At 63.3% G+C, this 18,597-nt stretch carries 16 protein-coding genes and 6 tRNA genes; 18 read left to right on the forward strand and 4 right to left on the reverse strand.

What is annotated here, in order from left to right:
* Both APH33_RS27660 and APH33_RS14055 read right to left on the reverse strand, forming a co-directional pair.
* On the reverse strand, positions 1-148 hold a 148-nt coding region (locus tag APH33_RS27660; RefSeq protein ID WP_177332394.1), incomplete at its 3' end, for a hypothetical protein.
* Positions 138-1,193 (reverse strand): HlyD family secretion protein, encoded by a 1,056-nt coding sequence (locus tag APH33_RS14055; RefSeq protein WP_054885732.1) that lies wholly within the window; start codon positions 1,191-1,193, stop codon positions 138-140. The genes APH33_RS14055 and APH33_RS27660, both read right to left, overlap by 11 nt.
* 142 nt (positions 1,194-1,335) lie before the next feature.
* Here APH33_RS14055 and gltX point away from each other — a divergent pair, with 142 nt between their 5' ends.
* The 12 genes from gltX to APH33_RS14115 all read left to right on the forward strand — a co-directional run bounded on the left by gltX (position 1,336) and on the right by APH33_RS14115 (position 7,678).
* Positions 1,336-2,817, forward strand: coding sequence for a glutamate--tRNA ligase (gene gltX, locus APH33_RS14060; protein WP_054885733.1), 1,482 nt, complete (start codon positions 1,336-1,338; stop codon positions 2,815-2,817).
* Between the two features lie 334 nt (positions 2,818-3,151).
* Positions 3,152-3,227, forward strand: a tRNA-Ala gene (locus APH33_RS14065).
* Between the two features lie 72 nt (positions 3,228-3,299).
* A tRNA-Glu gene (locus APH33_RS14070) sits at positions 3,300-3,375 on the forward strand.
* Positions 3,376-3,428: 53 nt separating this feature from the next.
* Positions 3,429-3,504, forward strand: a tRNA-Ala gene (locus APH33_RS14075).
* A 42-nt stretch (positions 3,505-3,546) separates the two neighbouring features.
* Positions 3,547-3,622, forward strand: a tRNA-Glu gene (locus tag APH33_RS14080).
* Positions 3,623-3,686: 64 nt separating this feature from the next.
* Positions 3,687-3,762, forward strand: a tRNA-Ala gene (locus APH33_RS14085).
* A gap of 42 nt (positions 3,763-3,804) precedes the next feature.
* Positions 3,805-3,880, forward strand: a tRNA-Glu gene (locus tag APH33_RS14090).
* Between the two features lie 173 nt (positions 3,881-4,053).
* Positions 4,054-4,593: a TetR/AcrR family transcriptional regulator gene (locus APH33_RS14095; protein WP_054885734.1), complete on the forward strand. Its 540-nt coding sequence runs from the start codon at positions 4,054-4,056 to the stop codon at positions 4,591-4,593.
* A 24-nt stretch (positions 4,594-4,617) separates the two neighbouring features.
* On the forward strand, positions 4,618-5,445 hold the full coding sequence (locus APH33_RS14100; protein ID WP_054885735.1) for an alpha/beta hydrolase: 828 nt from the start codon (positions 4,618-4,620) through the stop codon (positions 5,443-5,445).
* A 106-nt stretch (positions 5,446-5,551) separates the two neighbouring features.
* Positions 5,552-5,986 carry a thioesterase family protein gene (locus APH33_RS14105; RefSeq protein ID WP_054885736.1) on the forward strand — a complete coding sequence of 145 codons (435 nt, stop codon included), beginning with the start codon at positions 5,552-5,554 and terminating at the stop codon, positions 5,984-5,986.
* Between the two features lie 51 nt (positions 5,987-6,037).
* Positions 6,038-7,009: a tRNA-dihydrouridine synthase gene (locus tag APH33_RS14110; RefSeq protein ID WP_054885737.1), complete on the forward strand. Its 972-nt coding sequence runs from the start codon at positions 6,038-6,040 to the stop codon at positions 7,007-7,009.
* A 225-nt stretch (positions 7,010-7,234) separates the two neighbouring features.
* The gene (locus APH33_RS14115; protein WP_054885738.1) at positions 7,235-7,678 is read left to right on the forward strand and encodes an Hsp20 family protein; all 444 of its coding nucleotides are present in this window, start codon (positions 7,235-7,237) and stop codon (positions 7,676-7,678) included.
* Positions 7,679-7,722: 44 nt separating this feature from the next.
* On the opposite strand, the gene APH33_RS14120 is transcribed toward APH33_RS14115, so the two are convergent.
* Positions 7,723-11,019, reverse strand: coding sequence for a PAS domain S-box protein (locus APH33_RS14120; RefSeq protein ID WP_054885739.1), 3,297 nt, complete (start codon positions 11,017-11,019; stop codon positions 7,723-7,725).
* 62 nt (positions 11,020-11,081) lie between these two features.
* On the reverse strand, positions 11,082-11,960 hold the full coding sequence (locus APH33_RS14125) for a LysR family transcriptional regulator (RefSeq protein ID WP_054885740.1): 879 nt from the start codon (positions 11,958-11,960) through the stop codon (positions 11,082-11,084).
* Positions 11,961-12,091: 131 nt separating this feature from the next.
* On the opposite strand from APH33_RS14125, the gene leuC reads away from it, so the two are divergent.
* From leuC to APH33_RS14155, 6 genes are all read left to right on the forward strand, one after another.
* Entirely contained in the window at positions 12,092-13,525 is a 1,434-nt protein-coding gene (gene leuC / locus APH33_RS14130) for a 3-isopropylmalate dehydratase large subunit (protein ID WP_054885741.1), read from the forward strand.
* The gene (leuD, locus tag APH33_RS14135; RefSeq protein ID WP_054885742.1) at positions 13,522-14,166 is read left to right on the forward strand and encodes a 3-isopropylmalate dehydratase small subunit; all 645 of its coding nucleotides are present in this window, start codon (positions 13,522-13,524) and stop codon (positions 14,164-14,166) included. The genes leuC and leuD overlap by 4 nt, the downstream gene beginning before the upstream one ends.
* An 85-nt stretch (positions 14,167-14,251) precedes the next feature.
* Entirely contained in the window at positions 14,252-15,016 is a 765-nt protein-coding gene (locus APH33_RS14140) for a class I SAM-dependent methyltransferase (protein WP_054885743.1), read from the forward strand.
* Between the two features lie 54 nt (positions 15,017-15,070).
* Complete coding sequence (gene leuB / locus APH33_RS14145) at positions 15,071-16,153, forward strand: 3-isopropylmalate dehydrogenase (RefSeq protein WP_054885744.1); 1,083 nt, start codon at positions 15,071-15,073, stop codon at positions 16,151-16,153.
* A 63-nt stretch (positions 16,154-16,216) separates the two neighbouring features.
* The gene (asd, locus tag APH33_RS14150; RefSeq protein ID WP_054885745.1) at positions 16,217-17,329 is read left to right on the forward strand and encodes an aspartate-semialdehyde dehydrogenase; all 1,113 of its coding nucleotides are present in this window, start codon (positions 16,217-16,219) and stop codon (positions 17,327-17,329) included.
* 219 nt (positions 17,330-17,548) lie between these two features.
* Entirely contained in the window at positions 17,549-18,553 is a 1,005-nt protein-coding gene (locus tag APH33_RS14155; RefSeq protein ID WP_054885746.1) for an aspartate-semialdehyde dehydrogenase, read from the forward strand.
* Positions 18,554-18,597 lie beyond the last annotated feature (44 nt).

The following is an 18,597-nucleotide window of genomic DNA, read 5'->3' on the forward strand; positions in this document are numbered from 1 at the left end:
AAAGCGCGCCCTGGATGTCCTTGAGCGAGGAGTTGGTGATCTGGATGTCCAGCACGGCCATGAAGGCCCCCAGCATCACGCTCATCACCGCGATCCAGTCGCGCCGGGTCGGCTCCGCAGTCGGGCGGAGCAGTTGATCACCGGCCATCGTGGCCTTCGTCTTCGTGACGCAGGTCGACGGTGGCGGTGACCGACATGCCGGGGCGAATGCGCCCATGCAGCGGGTTGTCGGCGGCGAACGTCAGCTTCACCGGGATGCGCTGCACCACCTTGGTGAAGTTGCCGGTGGCATTATCTGGCGGCAGCAGGCTGAACTGCGCGCCGGACGCGGCGAACAGGCTATCGACGCGGCCTTCGATCGGGGTGTCGGGGTAGCTGTCGAACAGCAATTCGGCGCGCTGGCCGGGTTGCATCTTGCCGATCTGGGTCTCCTTGAAGTTGGCCTGCACCCAGATGTTCTCATCGGGCACGATCGACAGCAGGTAGGCGCCGGCCTGTACGACCTGGCCACTGCGGGCATTGCGCTGGCCGATGGTGCCGCTGAGTGGCGCGCGAATCTCACAGCGGGTCAGGTTCAGTTCCGCCTGGGCCAGGTCGGCGCGGGCATTGGCGATCTGCGCGTCGAGGCGTTTGAGGTCGGCGGTCAAGGCGTTGACCTGCTGGCGCTGGCTTTGCAGGTCGGCACGCGCTTTGTCGACCTGGGAACCGGCCACATGGCTCTCTGCCGACAGGGTGGTCACCCGCTCTTCGGAGACGAAGCCGGGCTTGCGCAGCTTTTCGGCGCGGCTCAGGTCCAGGCGCGCGCGGTCGAACGTGGCCTGGTTGGCGGCGACCTGCGCCTGCCCTGCGGCGATCTGGCTGCCTTGCTGGGTCAGCCGACTCTGGGCCTGGGCATATTCGGCCTCGCGGGTGGCGAGGGCGGCGCGGGCACGTTCCACGGCCAGCTCGAAGTCGGCGGCCTCCAAGCGCACCAGCAGGTCGCCCTTGTTCACGTGCTGATTGTCGTCGACCCGGACCTCGTCGATACGTGCGCCGAGCTGGCTGGAGATACGGGTGATTTCACCCTGCACGTAGGCATTGTCGGTGCTCTCGAAGAAGCGGCCCTTGAAATACCACTCGGCCAGGAAGGCGAGGGCGATGAGGGCCACCAAGGTGAAGAAGATCGCCAGGCGGCGTTTGAGTTGGGCAGGCATGGGGACTATCGTTCCAGAAATGTAAATGAATTTAACAGCGGCACATGGCCAGCCGACAAGTGACGTTCGCGCCATTGCTGGAGCCCGGTGCCTGCTCCCTGCTAACATCCCGCCTTTGTTTCATCTTTCGTTCGAGACTCTCATGACCACCGTTCGCACGCGTATCGCGCCATCGCCCACTGGCGACCCCCATGTCGGCACCGCCTACATCGCCCTGTTCAACTACTGCTTTGCCAAGCAGCACGGCGGTGAGTTCATCCTGCGCATCGAAGACACCGACCAGCTGCGCTCCACGCGCGAGTCTGAGCAGCAGATCTTCGACGCCCTGCGCTGGCTCGGCATCGAATGGAACGAAGGCCCGGATGTCGGTGGCCCGCACGGTCCGTACCGGCAGAGCGAGCGTGGCGAGATCTACGCCAGGTACGCCAAGGAGCTGGTCGACGCCGGCCACGCCTTCTACTGCTTCTGCACCGCCGAAGAGCTGGAGCAGATGCGCGCCGAGCAGATGGCCCGTGGTGAAACCCCGCGCTACGACGGCCGTGCCCTGCTGCTGAGCGAAGAAGAAGTCCAGCGCCGCCTGGCCGCAGGCGAGCCGCACGTGATCCGCATGAAGGTGCCGAGCGAAGGCATCTGCGTGGTGCCGGACATGCTCCGTGGCGACGTCGAAATCCCATGGGACCGCATGGACATGCAGGTGCTGATGAAGAACGACGGCCTGCCGACCTACTTCCTGGCCAACGTGGTCGACGACCACCTGATGGGTATCACCCACGTCCTGCGTGGCGAAGAGTGGCTGCCGTCGGCACCGAAGCTGATCAAGTTGTACGAGTACTTTGGTTGGGAACAGCCAAAGCTGTGCTACATGCCGCTGCTGCGTAACCCGGACAAGTCCAAGCTGTCCAAGCGCAAGAACCCGACGTCGGTGACCTTCTACGAGCGCATGGGCTTCATGCCCGAGGCCATGCTCAACTACCTGGGCCGCATGGGCTGGTCGATGCCGGACGAGCGCGAGAAGTTCTCCCTGGCCGAGATGGTCGAGCACTTCGACCTGTCGCGTATCTCCCTGGGTGGCCCGATCTTCGACATCGAGAAGCTGTCTTGGCTCAATGGCCAGTGGCTGCGCGAGCTGCCGGTAGAAGAATTCGCCGCACGTGTGCAGAAGTGGGCATTCAACAGCGACTACATGATGAAAATCGCCCCGCATGTGCAGGGCCGGGTCGAGACATTCAGCCAGATCGCCCCGCTGGGTGGTTTCTTCTTCGAGGGCGCGCTCAAGCTCGATGCCAAGCTGTTCGAAAGCAAGAAGCTGTCCGCCGACCAGGTGCGCCAGGTGATGCAGCTGATCCTGTGGAAACTGGAAAGCCTGCGCCAGTGGGAGAAAGAGCGCATCACCGGCTGCATCCAGGCCGTGGTCGAAGCGCTTGAGCTGAAGCTGCGTGACGCCATGCCACTGATGTTCGCCGCCATTACCGGCCAGGCCAGCTCGGTGTCGGTGCTCGATGCCATGGAAATCCTTGGCCCCGACCTGACCCGCTACCGTCTGCGCCAGGCCCTGGACCTGCTCGGTGGTGTGTCGAAGAAAGAAAACAAGGAATGGGAAAAGCTGCTGGCCAACATCGCCTGATAGCCTTTCACCGGCCTGTAGGAGCGGCCTTGTGTCGCGAAAGGACCGCAACGCGGTCCCACGATTTCAGCTTCAAGGCAAATATCGCCGGGGCCGCGTTGCGGCCCTATCGCGACACAAGGCCGCTCCCACAAGTTGATCCCAGGGCCCTTGATGTCCAGGTTTGGGCGGGCAGGGCGGTAAGTGATTGTTATCTGTGAAAAAAAATTTGAATATTTTCAAAATTTAGTTTGACAGCCCTGCGATCCGATCTTAATATGCGCCCCGTCCACAGCGATGAACAAAAACGAAACGCCAGGCACCCAGCCAGCGCTTCTGTTCAGAGCGACATTGTGGGGCTATAGCTCAGCTGGGAGAGCGCCTGCATGGCATGCAGGAGGTCAGCGGTTCGATCCCGCTTAGCTCCACCAAATTCCGCTTGGCAGCCATGGCTGTCGAGCAAGATCGGGTCCAGCAACCAGGTCTTGAAGGTAAGAAGGTTCGTCCCCTTCGTCTAGTGGCCTAGGACACCGCCCTTTCACGGCGGTAACAGGGGTTCGAGTCCCCTAGGGGACGCCAGTTTTGCACAAGCGATGTTTCAGGATGTCGCTGGGCCGAGAGGCTAGAAATCCGGGGCTATAGCTCAGCTGGGAGAGCGCCTGCATGGCATGCAGGAGGTCAGCGGTTCGATCCCGCTTAGCTCCACCAATTCTGCCAGGGTTCGATGCGTCGAATCTTCGCGAAGGTTACGTCCCCTTCGTCTAGTGGCCTAGGACACCGCCCTTTCACGGCGGTAACAGGGGTTCGAGTCCCCTAGGGGACGCCACTTTTACCCGCGTTTTGCGGGACTTAAAAAGGCTCGTTCGCATATTGAATGAGTCTTTTGTTTCGGGGCTATAGCTCAGCTGGGAGAGCGCCTGCATGGCATGCAGGAGGTCAGCGGTTCGATCCCGCTTAGCTCCACCAATTCTGCCAGGGTTCGATGCGTCGAATCTTCGCGAAGGTTACGTCCCCTTCGTCTAGTGGCCTAGGACACCGCCCTTTCACGGCGGTAACAGGGGTTCGAGTCCCCTAGGGGACGCCATTTTTTACCCGCGTTTTGCGGGACTTTTAAGGCTCATTCGATTATTGAATGGGCCTTTTGTTTTTCTCCCGCCGAAAAAAAGCTGCTGCCGACAAGCGGTGGCAAATTCTGCTTGCGAAAAAATATGATGGGAATAATATTTCGATCATCATATTTTGATCGGCAGCCGGCCAATGAGCGACAAGAAGAGCAAGACCCGCGAACGCATTCTCGAAGCCGCCCGCAGCGCGTTGATCCAGCATGGCCCGGCCGAGCCGAGCGTCAGCCAGGTAATGGGCGCGGCGGGCCTGACCGTGGGTGGTTTCTATGCGCACTTCGAGAGCAAGGACGAACTCATGCTCGAAGCCTTTCGCCAGTTGCTGGGCGAACGGCGTGCCTTGCTCGCCCAGATGGACCCGAACCTCGATGGGCAAGGGCGCCGTGCGCTGGCGAGCGCCTTCTATCTGTCGCGCAAGCACCGTGACGCCGAGGTGCATGCCTGCCCGCTGCCGAACTCGCTCGGCGAGATGCAGCGCCTGCCTGCAGCCTTCCGTGAAGTGCTGGCCGAGCACATCGAGCTGATGACGGCGGCGATGGTCGACCGCCCGGAAGACGCCGACAAAGCCTTGGCTGACCTGGCCCTGATGATCGGTGGCCTGGCCCTGGCGCGGGCCTTGGGCCCGGGCGAGTTGTCCGATCGCATTCTGCGTGCCGCCAAGTCGGCAGTTCTCTGATACCCCTGGTCCTGGAGCAAGGCGATGACTACCCTGAGCTGGATTCGTGGCGTAAATGGCACCTTGGGTCGACTGGCCCCCGAGCACGTCGCCGGCAAGATGCGCCGTGCCTTCATGACCCCGCGCAACCTGCCGCCCCGGCAATGGGAGCTGCCGCTGCTGGCCAGTGCCGAGCGCATCACCTTGCGCTTCGGCTTGTCGGCCTTGCGTTGGGGCAAAGGGCCGACGGTGCTGCTGATGCACGGCTGGGAAGGGCGCCCGACCCAATTCGCGGCGCTGATCGAAACGCTGGTGCGGGCCGGGCACACCGTGGTCTCGCTGGAGGGCCCGGCCCACGGTCGCTCGCCCGGCCAGCAGGCGCATGTGGTGCTGTTTGCCCGGGCACTGCTGGAAGCGGCTGCCGAGTTGCCGCCGCTACGTGCCGTGATCGGTCACTCCATGGGCGGTGCCAGCGTGTTGCTGGCGCTGCAGATGGGGCTGCGCGCCGAGGCCGCAGTGAGCATTGCGGCCCCGGCGCAGCTGCTGGGTGTGTTGCGTGGCTTTGCCCAGCGTCTGGGGTTGCCGGCGCGGGCCAGGGCGGCGTTCATCCGCCAGGTCGAGCGCGATGTCGGCATGCAGATCGCTCGCCTCGATGTCAGTGGCTACCAGCTGGAGCTGCCGGGGCTGGTGGTGCATGCTGCGGATGACGCGCTGGTGCCCGCGGGTGAGGCGCAAGTCATCCACAAGGCCTGGTTCGACAGCCGGCTGATGCTGCTGGAGGAGGGTGGGCATCAGCGCCTGCTGGCTGACCCGCGTCTGAGCGAGGCGGTACTGGAGCTGCTGGCCCGTGAGCCTTCGCGGCAGAGTGCCTGACTGTGGAAGCGGGCTTGCCCGCGAAGAAGCCGGGCAATCCACCACAAAGGCTGGACATTTGCCCGCTTGGCCATGCTAAATCCAGTTTTCCTTCAAGGAAGCAGGCATGAGCTGGGACCTGGCAGCACCATTCATCATCGACCTGCGCGTCGGATGCGAGGACATCGATGGCCTCGGTCACGCCAACAACGCGGTCTACGTCACCTGGCTGGAGCGTTGCGCCTGGCGCCACTCCCAGCGCCTGGGGCTGGACCTGGCCGAATACCGGCGCCTGGACCGGGCCATGGCGGTGGTGCGCCACGAAATCGACTACCTTGCTGCGGGCTACGAGGACGATGAGCTGCAACTGGCCACCTGGATCGTCGACTGGGACCAGCGCCTGCGCATGACCCGGCGCTTCCAGCTCAAGCGTCCACGTGATGGCGTGACCTTGCTGCGTGCCCAGACCACCTTTGCCTGCATCGAGCTGTCCAGCGGCAAGCCCAAACGCATGCCGGCGGAGTTTCTCGAGGGTTACGGGCCGGCGCTGATCGGCAACTGAAACCACGGCTTTTTTTGCTAGACTGCCGCCTTTTTCCGCCGAGACCCCGACATGCAAATTGCCCTGGCCCCCATGGAGGGGCTGGTCGACAACATCCTGCGCGACGTCCTGACCCGAGTGGGCGGCATCGATTGGTGCGTCACCGAGTTCATCCGCGTGTGTGACCGCCTGCTGCCGGCCTCCTCGTTCGACAAGCTCGCCCCAGAGCTGCGCCAGGGCGCGCGCACGGCCGCTGGCGTGCCGATGCGTGTGCAGTTGCTGGGCTCGGACCCGGTGTGCCTGGCAGAAAACGCCGCGCTGGCCTGCGAGCTGGGGGCGCCGGTCATCGACCTGAATTTCGGCTGCCCGGCCAAGACCGTGAACAAGTCGCGTGGCGGCGCGGTGCTGCTCAAGGAGCCGGAGTTGTTGCATGCCATCGTTCGCGAAGTGCGCCGTGCGGTGCCCGCGCATATCCCGGTCACTGCCAAGATGCGCCTGGGTTTCGATAGCCCGGATGGGGCGCTGGAGTGTGCCACGGCGTTGGCCGACGGCGGCTCGGCGCACCTGGTGGTGCATGCGCGAACCAAGGTCGAAGGCTACAAGCCACCCGCCCACTGGGAGTGGGTGGCGCGGGTGCAGGATGTCGTGCGTGTGCCGGTGTTTGCCAATGGTGAAATCTGGAGCGTTGACGACTGGCGGCGTTGCCGCGAGGTCAGTGGTGCTGAAGACATCATGCTGGGGCGCGGGCTGGTGTCGTGCCCGGACCTGGCCCTGCAGATCGCCGCGGCGCGCGATGGGCAGCAATACCAGCCGATGAGCTGGGTGCAGCTGCTGCCGTTGTTGCGCGAGTTCTGGCGACAGGCCCAGGCCAAGCTGTCGCCGCGCTATGCGCCGGGGCGGATGAAGCAGTGGCTGGCGATGCTGACCCGCAGTTATCCCGAGGCGGTGGTGCTGTTTGCCGAGTTGCGGCGTGAGGATGATTGCGCCCGCATCAGCCGGTTGCTTGGGGTTGAAGCGACATCCTTCGAGGCTTGTGTTGCCTGATCCGGCCTATTCGCGGGCGCGCCCGCTCCCACACGGATAGCACGGGATTTGAGGCCGGTGCTGTACCTGTGGGAGCGGGCATGCCCGCGAAAAACCTGACACTGATTCCATATTTTTTCAGCGATCCCCTTGAAAGCTTTCCCGCTGGCCATATCTCTTGAGTACGCGATGCCGAAGTCGGGTCGCGCAGTGACTTTACTTGCTGAACCTCAGGAGTTTATGACCATGACTACCGCTTTCTCTCTCGCTCCACTGTTCCGCCATTCCGTTGGCTTCGACCGTTTCAACGACCTGTTCGAGTCTGCGGCGCGCAATGAGGCGGGTAGCAGCTACCCTCCCTACAACGTGGAAAAACATGGCGATGACCACTATCGCATCGTGGTGGCCGCAGCCGGCTTCCAGGAGCAGGACCTCGACCTGCAAGTCGAAAAGGGTGTCCTGACCGTAATCGGTGGCAAGCGCGAGAACGGCACCGCTGAAGTGACCTACCTGCACCAGGGCATTGCCCAGCGTGCCTTCAAGCTGTCGTTCCGCCTGGCCGACCATATCGAGGTCAAGTCGGCTGGCCTGGCCAACGGCCTGCTCAGCATCGACCTGCTGCGCATCGTGCCGGAAGAAGCCAAGGCCAAGCGCATCCCGATCAATGGCGACCAGCCAGCACTGAACTGAGTTCAGGATGAAAAAAGGGCACCTTCGGGTGCCCTTTTTTCGTTTCAGTAATCTGCCGGTGCTTCCAGCAACATCTGCCTGAACTCCGGCAGCGGCAACGGCCGGCTGTGCAGGTAGCCCTGGTACAGGTAGCAGCCCAGGCGTTCGAGAAACGCCAGTTGTTCGGTCAGTTCCACCCCTTCGGCAATCACCGCCAGGTCCAGGCTGCGGGCCATGGCCACGATGGCGCGGACAATCTCGGCATCGTTGGGGTCATCGGGTGCGTCGCGGACAAACGTCTGGTCGATTTTCAAGGCATCCACCGGCAGGCGCTTGAGGTAGGTGAGCGAGGAATAGCCGGTGCCAAAGTCGTCCATGGCAAAGCTCACGCCATAGCGCTTGAGTTCACGCATCTTGCTGATGGTGTCTTCCAGGTTCTGGATGACGATGCCCTCGGTGATCTCCAGCTTCAGCATCTGCCGTGGCAGGCGGTAGTCATCCAGGCTGCGCAGTACCCGCTCGACGAAATCGTTCTGGCGGAACTGCCGCGGGCTGATGTTCACGCACAGGCTGAAATCACTGGCGTCGATCAGGCCGTCCTCGAGCATGTGCGCGCAGGCATCGCAGGCTTCGTCGAGAATCCAGCTGCCAACTTCCAGTATCAGGCCGCTTTCTTCCAGCACCTGGATGAACTGCGCCGGCGGTTGCTGGCCCAGTTGCGGATGATGCCAGCGCAGCAGCACTTCGGCACCGACGATGCGATTGTCGCGGGCATCGACCTGGGGCTGGAAATGCAAGGCCAGTTCGCCCCGCGCCAGGGCCAGGCGCAGGTCGCTTTCCATGCGCAGGCGCTCGCTGGCGGCCTTCTGCATGGTGGTATGGAACAGTTCGGTGGTATTGCGCCCGGAGTCCTTGGCCCGGTACAGGGCGATATCGGCGCGCTTGAGCAAGTCAGCCGGCGTGGTGCCGTGGTCGGGGATCAATGCCACGCCGATACTCGGCGTAACCTGCAGGCGCTGGCCATCCAGCGACATCGGTTCGGCCAGCAGTTCGCGCAGGGTGTCGGCCAGTTCGCGAACCTTGCCTTCCACGGCCTCGCGGCTGCCTTCCAGGCCGCTGAGCAGCACCACGAACTCATCGCCGCCCAGGCGCGCCACGGTGTCTTCCAGGCGCACACTGGCTTCCAGGCGGGCGGTAATAATCTTCAGCACTGTGTCGCCCACCGGGTGCCCGAGCGAGTCGTTGATGTGCTTGAAGTGGTCGAGGTCAAGGAACAGCAGCGCGCCGCGCAGGTTGTGGCGGCGCAGCAGGGCGATCTGCTGGCTCAGGCGGTCCATCAGCAAGGCGCGGTTGGGCAGGTTGGTCAGCGGGTCGTGGTAGGCGAGGTGGCGAATCTGCGCCTGGGCGTTCTTCAGCTGGCTGACATCGCGGGCGGTCAGCAGCAGGCAGTCCGCCTCGTTGAGGCTGATCGGCTCCACCGACACCTCCACGGTGAGGATGTCGCCGCGCTTGTTGCGCCCGAGCATCTCCCGGTGGTGCACCCGGCCACGCTCCTTGAGCTCGCTGAGCAGTGCGCTGCGCTGCTTGTCGTCGGCCCAGATGCCGATTTCGTAGACGCTGCGGCCGATCACTTCGTCAGCGCTGTAGCCCGTCAGCCGGCAGAAGCCGTCGTTGACCTCCAGGTAGCGGCCGCTGCGGCGTTCGGTGATGGTGATGGCGTCCGGGCTGGAGTGGAAGGCCTTGGCGAACTTCTCTTCGCTGGCTTTGAGCGCCGCTTCGGCGCGTTGCTGCTGGGTGATGTCGCGCAGCGTGGTGACGCTGCACGGCTGGTCATCGACGCTTATCAGGCGGCTGGCAATGACGCAGGTCAGTGGCGCGCCATTGCGGTGGTTGACCACCACCGCCACGTTGCTCAGTGCCTGCTCGCGGATCACCCGCTCGATGCGCTGGGCGCGTTCGATCGACTCGGCCCACAGGCCGATCTCTTCGGCGGTGCGGCCGATCACCTGTTCGGCGCTCCAGCCGAAGGTCTGGGTGAAGGCCGGGTTGATCTCGATGAACTGGCCGGTGTCCTGGCGGGTCACGCAGATCGGGTCGGGGCTGACCTGGAACAGGCTGGCGAATTTTTCTTCCGAGGCGCTCAGGCGCTGTTCGCGCTCCACCTGCTCGGTGATATCCAGCAAGGTACCAGCCATGCGCAACGGGTTGCCCTGCTCATCGCGATACAGCCGAGCACGGCTTTCGATATAGCGCGAAGTGCCGTTTTCCAGCTGCACGCGGTAGGTGATCTGGTAGTTGCCAGCCGGGCCTTCGCGCAGGCTGCGGTAGGCCTGGCGCATGCTGGAGCGTTCGTGTTCCGGCACGCCTTCGAAGAACGAATCGAACGACTCGTGGAACGGCACCGGGTCCAGCCCGTGCAATTGTGCGGCGCGGGCCGAGCCGTAGAGCATGCCGCTGGGGATGTGCCAGTCCCAGGTACCCAGTTGCGCCGAGTCCAGCGCCAGGTCCAGGCGTTCCTGGCTGTCCTTGAGGGCCTGTTCGGCGCGTTTGCGCTCGGTGGTGTCGACAAAGGTGCTGATCAGGTAGGTCACGCCCTCCATCTCGATGCTCTGGGTGCACAGGATGCCGTCGTGGAGCTTGCCGGTGCTGGCGCGGAACTGCACTTCCATGATCGCCGGGCCGTGGTTGCCGCGGGTGGCCTCGATGACCTGGTGACGTTGTTCGGGGTTCACCCACAGGCCCAGCTCGATACTGGTCTTGCCGATCACCTGGCCGCCGGGCCAGCCGAACATGTCTTCGAAGTGCTGGTTGACCTCGATGATCATGCCGTCCTGGCGGCGGCTCAGTAAAATGGCGTTGGGGCTCAGGTGGAACAGCGTGGCGAAGCGCTTTTCCGAGTTGATCAGCGCGGTTTCCCGTTCGCGCTGACGGGTGATTTCGCGGATCACCCCGATCATCTGGCGCCGGCCGTGAGGGTCATGGGTCAGGCTGCCGTTGATTTCCAGCCAGTGCAGGGTGCCATCCGGCCACCGGATGCGATGGCGCATGGCTTGTTCCACCGGCTCGCCATTGACCACCGCGTGGAACAGTTGCCGGGTACGCGCACGGTCTTCTTCCGGCAGCAGGTCGAGGTAATCGATGTCGTTGGGCAGCGGGCGTTGCGGGTCGAAGCCGAACAGCGCCTGGGTGCACCTTGACCAGCTGATCCTGCCGGTGTCGATATCCCACAGCCAGGCGCCCAGGCGTGCGCCGTTGAGGGCGGCCAGCAGCTGCGGGGCATTCTGCCAGGCCTGTTCCGATTCCTGCGGGTCGGCCGCTGGGATGCGCGGCAGGCGCGGAAAACGTTTTGCTGATTTGGGCATTGGTACCAGACCTTTGGCGTGTGACGCGTCCATGAAGTTGGAAATGCCGAGCTGACGGCCGGTCAGGCGGACCCTGCGTGGCTGTCGAGCAGGGCCATGAAGGCCCTGGCAGCGTTCGATAGCGTTCGCTCCGTGTGCAGAATGTAGCCTAGCTGGCGCGACAGCTGTATGCCGGGCAAGGCGATAGGTGCAACCTGATCATCCAGCATAGTCCGGGGCAGCACGCTCCACGCCAGGCCGATCGACACCATCATCTTGATGGTCTCCAGGTAGTTGGTGCTCATGGCGATGTTCGGCGTCAGGCCCTGGCTTTCGAACAGGCGCTGGACGATGTGGTGGGTGAAAGTATTGCCGCCGGGGAATACCGCCGGGTGGCGGGCGACATCGGCCAGGCTGACCGCCTGGTTGCTGGCCAGTGGATGCTCGGGCGCCGCCACGAAGTCCAGGGCGTCGTCCCAGACCGGAACGGCCTCGACCAGGTGGTGAGGCTCGGGGGCGAGGGTGATGACGGCGATTTCGGCGCGGCCGTGGAGGATTTCATCGTAGGCCTGTTCCGAATCCATGAACTGAATATCCAGCGCTACGGCGGGGTACTGACGGGTAAATGCCCGCAGCAGCGGCGGTAGGCGATGCAGGCCGATATGGTGGCTGGTTGCCAGGGTCAGGCGACCGCTCACCTCGCCGTTGAGGTTGGTCAGCGCCCGGCGGGTATCATCGAGAACGTTGAGGATCTGGTAGGCGCGGGGCAGCAGGGCGCGGCCGGCTTCGGTCAGGGTCACTTCGCGCCCCAGGCGGTCGAACAGGCGCACGTCCAGTTGCTGTTCCAGGCCAGCGATGCGTTTGCTGATCGCTGGCTGGGTCAGAAACAGGCGCTCGCCGGCACCCGAGAAGCTGCCGGTCTCGGCAATGGCAATGAACGCGCTGAGGTTGGCCAGGTCCACGATTTCGGATTCCTTTTGGTTATCCAAAGCATAAAAATTATGAATTTGAGTTATTCAATCTAACCCCATAGCATCGTCCGTACAAGCCAAGGGGTCTTTGGCATAGAAAGACGCTGATGAGGAACAGTCTGATGGCTGGCAAAACGCTCTACGACAAACTCTGGGAAGCCCATGAGGTCAAGCGCCGTGATGACGGCTCGTCCTTGATCTACATCGACCGCCATATCATTCACGAAGTGACGTCGCCCCAGGCCTTCGAAGGCCTGCGCCTGGCCAATCGCAAGCCGTGGCGCATCGATGCCAACATCGCCACCCCGGACCACAACGTGCCGACCACGCCAGAGCGCAAGGGCGGCATCGAAGCCATCGTCGACCAGGTGTCGCGCCTGCAGGTGCAGACCCTCGATGAAAACTGTGACGAATATGGCATCGTCGAATTCAAGATGAACGACGAACGCCAGGGCATCGTCCACGTCATCAGCCCGGAGCAGGGCGCCACCTTGCCGGGCATGACCGTGGTCTGCGGTGACTCGCACACCTCCACCCACGGCGCTTTCGGCGCCTTGGCCCACGGCATCGGTACCTCCGAGGTCGAGCATGTGCTCGCCACCCAGTGCCTGGTTGCCAAGAAGATGAAGAACATGCTGGTACGGGTTGAAGGCCAGTTGCCAGCCGGCGTCACCGCCAAGGACATCGTCCTTGCCGTGATCGGCAAGATCGGCACGGCCGGTGGTAATGGCCACGCCATGGAGTTCGCTGGCAGCGCCATCCGTGAATTGTCCATGGAAGGCCGCATGACCATCTGCAACATGTCCATCGAAGCCGGTGCCCGTGTGGGCCTGGTAGCGACCGACGCAACCACCATCGCCTACGTCGAAGGCCGCCCGTATGCGCCCAAGGGAGAAGATTGGAAGCGTGCCGTCGAGGCGTGGAAAGACCTGGTGTCCGACGACGATGCCGTGTTCGACACCGTGGTCGAACTCGACGCTGCGCAGATCAAGCCGCAAGTCAGCTGGGGCACTTCGCCGGAAATGGTCTTGGCCGTCGACCAGCGCGTGCCGGACCCGGCTGCCGAGCCAGACCTGATCAAGCGCGGTTCGATCGAGCGCGCCCTCAAGTACATGGGCCTCGCCGCCAACCAGGCGATTACCGACATCAAGCTCGACCGCGTATTCATCGGTTCGTGCACCAACTCGCGCATCGAAGACCTGCGCGCCGCCGCCGCGATCGCCAAGGGCCGCAAGGTTGCCGCGACGGTCAAGCAGGCGCTGGTGGTGCCAGGTTCGGGCCTGGTCAAGGCCCAGGCCGAACGTGAAGGCCTGGACAAGATCTTCCTCGAAGCCGGCTTCGAATGGCGTGAACCCGGCTGCTCGATGTGCCTGGCAATGAACCCGGATCGCCTGGAAAGCGGCGAGCACTGTGCGTCCACGTCCAACCGCAACTTCGAAGGCCGTCAGGGCGCCGGTGGCCGTACTCACCTGGTCAGCCCGGCCATGGCCGCCGCCGCCGCGGTGACTGGCCACTTCATCGATGTCCGCGAGTTGATCCAAGGGAGCGCAGCATGAAAGCCTTTACCCAGCACACCGGTCTCGTCGCGCCGTTGGATCGTGCCAACGTCGACACCGACCAGATCATCCCCAAGCAGTTCCTCAAGTCGATCAAGCGCACCGGTTTCGGCCCCAACCTGTTCGACGAATGGCGTTACCTGGATGTCGGTCAGCCGTACCAGGACAACAGCAAGCGCCCGCTGAACCAGGAATTCGTGCTCAACCACGCGCGTTACCAGGGGGCCAGCGTACTGCTGGCACGGGAGAACTTCGGTTGCGGTTCGAGCCGTGAGCACGCGCCCTGGGCACTGGATGAATACGGCTTCCGCAGCGTGATCGCACCGAGCTTCGCCGACATCTTCTTCAACAACAGCTTCAAGAACGGCTTGCTGCCGATCATCCTCAGCGACGAGGAAGTCGACGAGCTGTTCAAGCAGGTCGAAGCCAACCCGGGCTACCAGTTGACCATCGACCTGCAGGCGCAGGCGGTGACCCGCCCGGATGGCAAGGTGCTGCACTTCGAAATCGACGCGTTCCGCAAGCATTGCCTGCTCAATGGCCTGGACGACATCGGCCTGACCCTGCAGGACAGCGACGCGATCAAGGCATTCGAAGGCAAGCACCGCGCCGGCCAGCCTTGGCTGTTCCGTGATGCCTGACATTTGTAGGTGACAGTGTCGGCCCTTTCGCGGGCATGCCCGCGAAGAGGCCGGTCCTGGCAACAAATTTCTAAAGGATTGAATCATGATCAGCACCACCCACACCGATGTGGTCCAACGCCAGTTCGGCGAACAGGCCAGCGCCTACCTCAGCAGCGCCGTGCACGCCCAGGGCAGCGAGTTCGCCCTGTTGCAGGCCGCGCTGGCAGGGCAGGGCGATGCCCGCGTGCTGGACCTGGGCTGCGGTGCCGGTCATGTCAGTTTCCACGTCGCGCCCCTGGTCGCTGAGGTGGTCGCCTACGACCTCTCGCAATCGATGCTCGACGTGGTTGCCAGCGCCGCCAGCGAGCGCGGCCTGGGCAATATCACCACCGAATGCGGTGCGGCCGAACGCTTGCCGTTCGCCGACGCGTCGTTCGACTTCGTCTTCAGCCGCTATTCGGCGCATCACTGGAGCGACCTGGGCGTGGCCCTGCGCGAAGTGCGCCGGGTGCTCAAGCCGGGCGGCGTGGCAGCGTTCATCGACGTGATGTCGCCGGGCAGCCCGTTGCTCGACACCTACCTGCAGGCCGTGGAAGTGCTGCGCGACACCAGTCACGTGCGCGACTACTCGGCCGCCGAATGGCAGCGCCAGGTCAGCGAAGCCGGCCTGCACGTGCGCAGCCACACGCGCCAGCCACTACGCCTGGAATTCAGCAGCTGGGTCGAGCGCATGCGCACCCCCGAGCCGATGCGCGTTGCCATTCTCCAATTGCAGCAAGCCATGGGCGCAGAAGTACGGCAGTATTACCAGATCGAGGCCGATGGCTCGTTCAGCACCGATGTGCTGGTGTTGTGGGTCGAGCGATAAGAACTTTTCGGTGAGGCCCGCATGGCCGCACCGCGTGAATGTATAGAGGAAAGCATGAGCAAGCAGATTCTGATTCTCCCAGGTGATGGCATTGGCCCGGAAATCATGGCCGAGGCGGTCAAGGTGCTGGAGTTGGCCAACGACAAGTTCCAGCTCGGCTTCAGCCTCGAGCACGACGTGATCGGCGGCGCCGCCATCGACAAGCACGGCGTACCGCTGGCCGATGAAACCCTGGAGCGTGCCCGCAAGGCCGACGCCGTGCTGCTGGGCGCCGTAGGCGGCCCGAAATGGGACAAGATCGAACGTGACATCCGCCCGGAACGCGGCTTGCTGAAAATCCGTTCGCAACTGGGCCTGTTCGCCAACCTGCGCCCGGCCATTCTCTACCCGCAACTGGCCGATGCATCTTCGCTGAAGCCGGAAATCGTCTCGGGCCTGGATATCCTCATCGTCCGCGAGCTGACCGGCGGCATTTACTTCGGTGCCCCGCGGGGTCAGCGCGAGCTGCAAGGTGGCGAGCGCCAGGCCTACGACACCCTGCCCTACAGCGAAAGCGAAGTGCGCCGTATCGCCCGGGTCGGCTTCGACATGGCCCGCGTGCGTGGCAAGAAGCTGTGCTCGGTGGACAAGGCCAACGTCCTGGCCTCCAGCCAGCTGTGGCGTGAAGTGGTCGAAGATGTGGCCAAGGACTATCCGGACGTCGAACTGAGCCACATGTACGTCGATAACGCTGCGATGCAGCTGGTTCGCGCACCGAAACAGTTCGACGTGGTAGTGACCGACAACATGTTCGGTGACATTCTGTCGGATGAGGCTTCCATGCTGACCGGTTCCATCGGCATGCTGCCTTCAGCCTCCCTGGACGCCGAAAACAAGGGCATGTACGAGCCTTGCCACGGTTCGGCCCCGGACATCGCCGGGCAGGGCATCGCCAACCCGCTGGCGACCATCCTGTCGGTGTCGATGATGCTGCGTTACAGCTTCAACCAGCAGGCGGCAGCCGAGGCGATAGAGAAGGCGGTCAGCATCGTGCTGGACCAGGGCCTGCGCACCGGTGACATCTGGTCGGCCGGCTGCAACAAAGTAGGCACGCAGGAAATGGGCGACGCAGTAGTCGCAGCGCTGCGGAATCTGTAATCTCTCTGGCCCGCCACCAAAAACTCGAGGTGGCGGCCCACTTTTAGCAAAGGTGTAGTTGCGATGAAACGTGTAGGTCTGATCGGTTGGCGCGGTATGGTCGGTTCCGTGCTCATGCAGCGGATGCTGGAGGAGCAGGATTTCGACCTTATCGAGCCGGTGTTCTTCACCACCTCCAACGTAGGTGGCCAGGGCCCGAACGTGGGCAAGGATATTGCTCCGCTCAAGGACGCTTATTCGATTGAAGAACTCAAGACCCTCGACGTGATCCTGACCTGTCAGGGCGGCGACTATACCAACGAGGTGTTCCCCAAGCTGCGTGAAGCCGGCTGGCAGGGTTACTGGATCGATGCCGCTTCGTCGCTGCGCATGCAGGACGATGCGGTGATCGTGCTGGACCCGGTCAACCGCAAGGTCATCGACCAGCAGCTCGATGCCGGTACCAGGAACTACATCGGCGGCAACTGCACGGTCAGCCTGATGCTGATGGGCCTGGGCGGCCTGTTCGAAGCTGGCCTGGTCGAGTGGATGAGCGCCATGACCTACCAGGCGGCTTCCGGTGCTGGTGCTCAGAACATGCGCGAGCTGATCAAGCAGATGGGGGCTACCCATGCAGCCGTTGCCGATGACCTGGCCAACCCGGCCAGCGCCATCCTCGACATCGACCGCAAGGTGGCTGAAACCATGCGTGGCGATGGGTTCCCGACCGAGAACTTCGGCGTGCCGCTGGCCGGTAGCCTGATCCCGTGGATCGACAAGGAGCTGCCCAACGGCCAGAGCCGCGAAGAGTGGAAGGCCCAGGCCGAGACCAACAAGATCCTCGGCCGCTTCAAGAGCCCTATCCCGGTCGATGGCATCTGCGTGCGCATCGGCGCCATGCGCTGCCACAGCCAGGCGCTGACCATCAAGCTGAACAAGGATGTGCCTCTGGCCGACATCGAAGGCATGATCAGCCAGCACAACCCGTGGGTGAAACTGGTGCCGAACCAGCGCGAGATCAGCATGCAAGAGCTGACCCCGACCAAGGTGACCGGTACCCTGAACATCCCGGTTGGCCGCCTGCGCAAGCTGAACATGGGGTCGCAGTACCTGGGCGCGTTCACCGTGGGTGACCAGCTGCTGTGGGGCGCCGCCGAACCGCTGCGGCGCATGCTGCGGATCCTGCTGGAGCGTTGATCGCTTGGGCTGCACCGAAAACCCGCGCTGGTGACAGCGCGGGTTTTTTTATGCCTGCACTGGCCTCTTCGCGGGTGAACCCACACAGGAAAAACACAGACCCTCAAGATAGCGCTGTACCTGTGGGAGCGGGTTCACCCGCGAAGAGGCCAGCACAGACAAAAGCCTACAATCCAAGTAAAGTGCCGCCCCCGCCGTTTCAGCAAAAGGATCCCTAGCATGACCACTCCCCTGGATATCGCCGTCGTCGGCGCCACCGGCAGCGTCGGTGAAACCCTCGTGCAGATCCTCGAAGAGCTGGCCTTCCCGGTTGGCACCCTGCACCTGCTGGCCAGCATGGAATCGGCGGGCAGCAGCATGATGTTCGCCGGCAGGAAGCTCAAGGTGCGTGAGGTCGACAGTTTCGACTTCGCCCAGGTCAGGCTGGCCTTCTTTGCCACCAGTCCGGCCGTCAGCCGCAGTTTTGCCAGCAAGGCCGAGCAGGCCGGCTGCACGGTCATCGACCTTTCCGGCGGCCTGGACAATGCCCTCGCCGTGGTGCCGGAGGCCAATGGTGACAGTGTCGCCAGCCTCAGCCTGCCTGCGCGCATCACCAGCCCCAGCTGCGCCGCCGTGGCCCTGGCGGTTGCCCTGGCACCGCTCAAGGGCCAACTGGATATCGAGCGGGTGCAGGTCATGGCTGCCCTGGCGGTGTCGGCGCAAGGCCGTGAAGCGGTCAGCGAACTGGCCCGGCAAACCGCCGAGCTGCTCAATGCCCGGCCACTGGAGCCGCGCTTCTTCGATCGCCAGATGGCCTTCAACGTGCTGGCCCAGGTCGGGGGCGTCGACGAGCAGGGGCATACTGCCGTAGAGCGCCGCCTGGTGGGTGAACTTCGCGTGCTGCTGGGCCTGCCGGAACTGAAGATTTCCGTGAGCTGCATTCAAGTCCCGGTGTTTTTCGGCGATAGCTTCAGTGTGGCGGTGCAGAGCCGTCGCCCGGTCGATCTGGGCCAGGTCAACCAGGCACTGGAACAGGCCGAAAGCATCGAGCTGGTGGCAAACGACGATTATCCGACCCCGGTCGGTGACGCAGTCGGCCAAGACGTGGTCTATGTTGGTCGTGTACGCCATGGAATTGACGAAAAACAGCAGCTCAACCTTTGGTTGACCACTGACAATGCGCGCAAGGGCGCTGCTTTGAACGCCGTACAGGTGGCGCAATTGTTGATTAAACACATGGTGTAAAAGATACTGGCGAGCACTTTTGTCCCACGCCGCACGCAGGTTTT

The sequence above is a fragment of the Pseudomonas sp. NBRC 111130 genome (assembly GCF_001320485.1).
Classification (GTDB): Bacteria; Pseudomonadota; Gammaproteobacteria; order Pseudomonadales; family Pseudomonadaceae; genus Aquipseudomonas; species Aquipseudomonas vlassakiae.

Excerpts from the sequence above, each read along its gene's own strand:
- APH33_RS14055 (WP_054885732.1), bottom strand. The coding sequence starts at position 1,193 with ATGCCTGCCCAACTCAAACGCCGCCTGGCGATCTTCTTCACCTTGGTG.
- gltX (WP_054885733.1), top strand. The coding sequence starts at position 1,336 with ATGACCACCGTTCGCACGCGTATCGCGCCATCGCCCACTGGCGACCCC.
- APH33_RS14095 (WP_054885734.1), top strand. The coding sequence starts at position 4,054 with ATGAGCGACAAGAAGAGCAAGACCCGCGAACGCATTCTCGAAGCCGCC.
- APH33_RS14100 (WP_054885735.1), top strand. The coding sequence starts at position 4,618 with ATGACTACCCTGAGCTGGATTCGTGGCGTAAATGGCACCTTGGGTCGA.
- APH33_RS14105 (WP_054885736.1), top strand. The coding sequence starts at position 5,552 with ATGAGCTGGGACCTGGCAGCACCATTCATCATCGACCTGCGCGTCGGA.
- APH33_RS14110 (WP_054885737.1), top strand. The coding sequence starts at position 6,038 with ATGCAAATTGCCCTGGCCCCCATGGAGGGGCTGGTCGACAACATCCTG.
- APH33_RS14115 (WP_054885738.1), top strand. The coding sequence starts at position 7,235 with ATGACTACCGCTTTCTCTCTCGCTCCACTGTTCCGCCATTCCGTTGGC.
- APH33_RS14120 (WP_054885739.1), bottom strand. The coding sequence starts at position 11,019 with ATGCCCAAATCAGCAAAACGTTTTCCGCGCCTGCCGCGCATCCCAGCG.
- leuC (WP_054885741.1), top strand. The coding sequence starts at position 12,092 with ATGGCTGGCAAAACGCTCTACGACAAACTCTGGGAAGCCCATGAGGTC.
- leuD (WP_054885742.1), top strand. The coding sequence starts at position 13,522 with ATGAAAGCCTTTACCCAGCACACCGGTCTCGTCGCGCCGTTGGATCGT.
- APH33_RS14140 (WP_054885743.1), top strand. The coding sequence starts at position 14,252 with ATGATCAGCACCACCCACACCGATGTGGTCCAACGCCAGTTCGGCGAA.
- leuB (WP_054885744.1), top strand. The coding sequence starts at position 15,071 with ATGAGCAAGCAGATTCTGATTCTCCCAGGTGATGGCATTGGCCCGGAA.
- asd (WP_054885745.1), top strand. The coding sequence starts at position 16,217 with ATGAAACGTGTAGGTCTGATCGGTTGGCGCGGTATGGTCGGTTCCGTG.
- APH33_RS14155 (WP_054885746.1), top strand. The coding sequence starts at position 17,549 with ATGACCACTCCCCTGGATATCGCCGTCGTCGGCGCCACCGGCAGCGTC.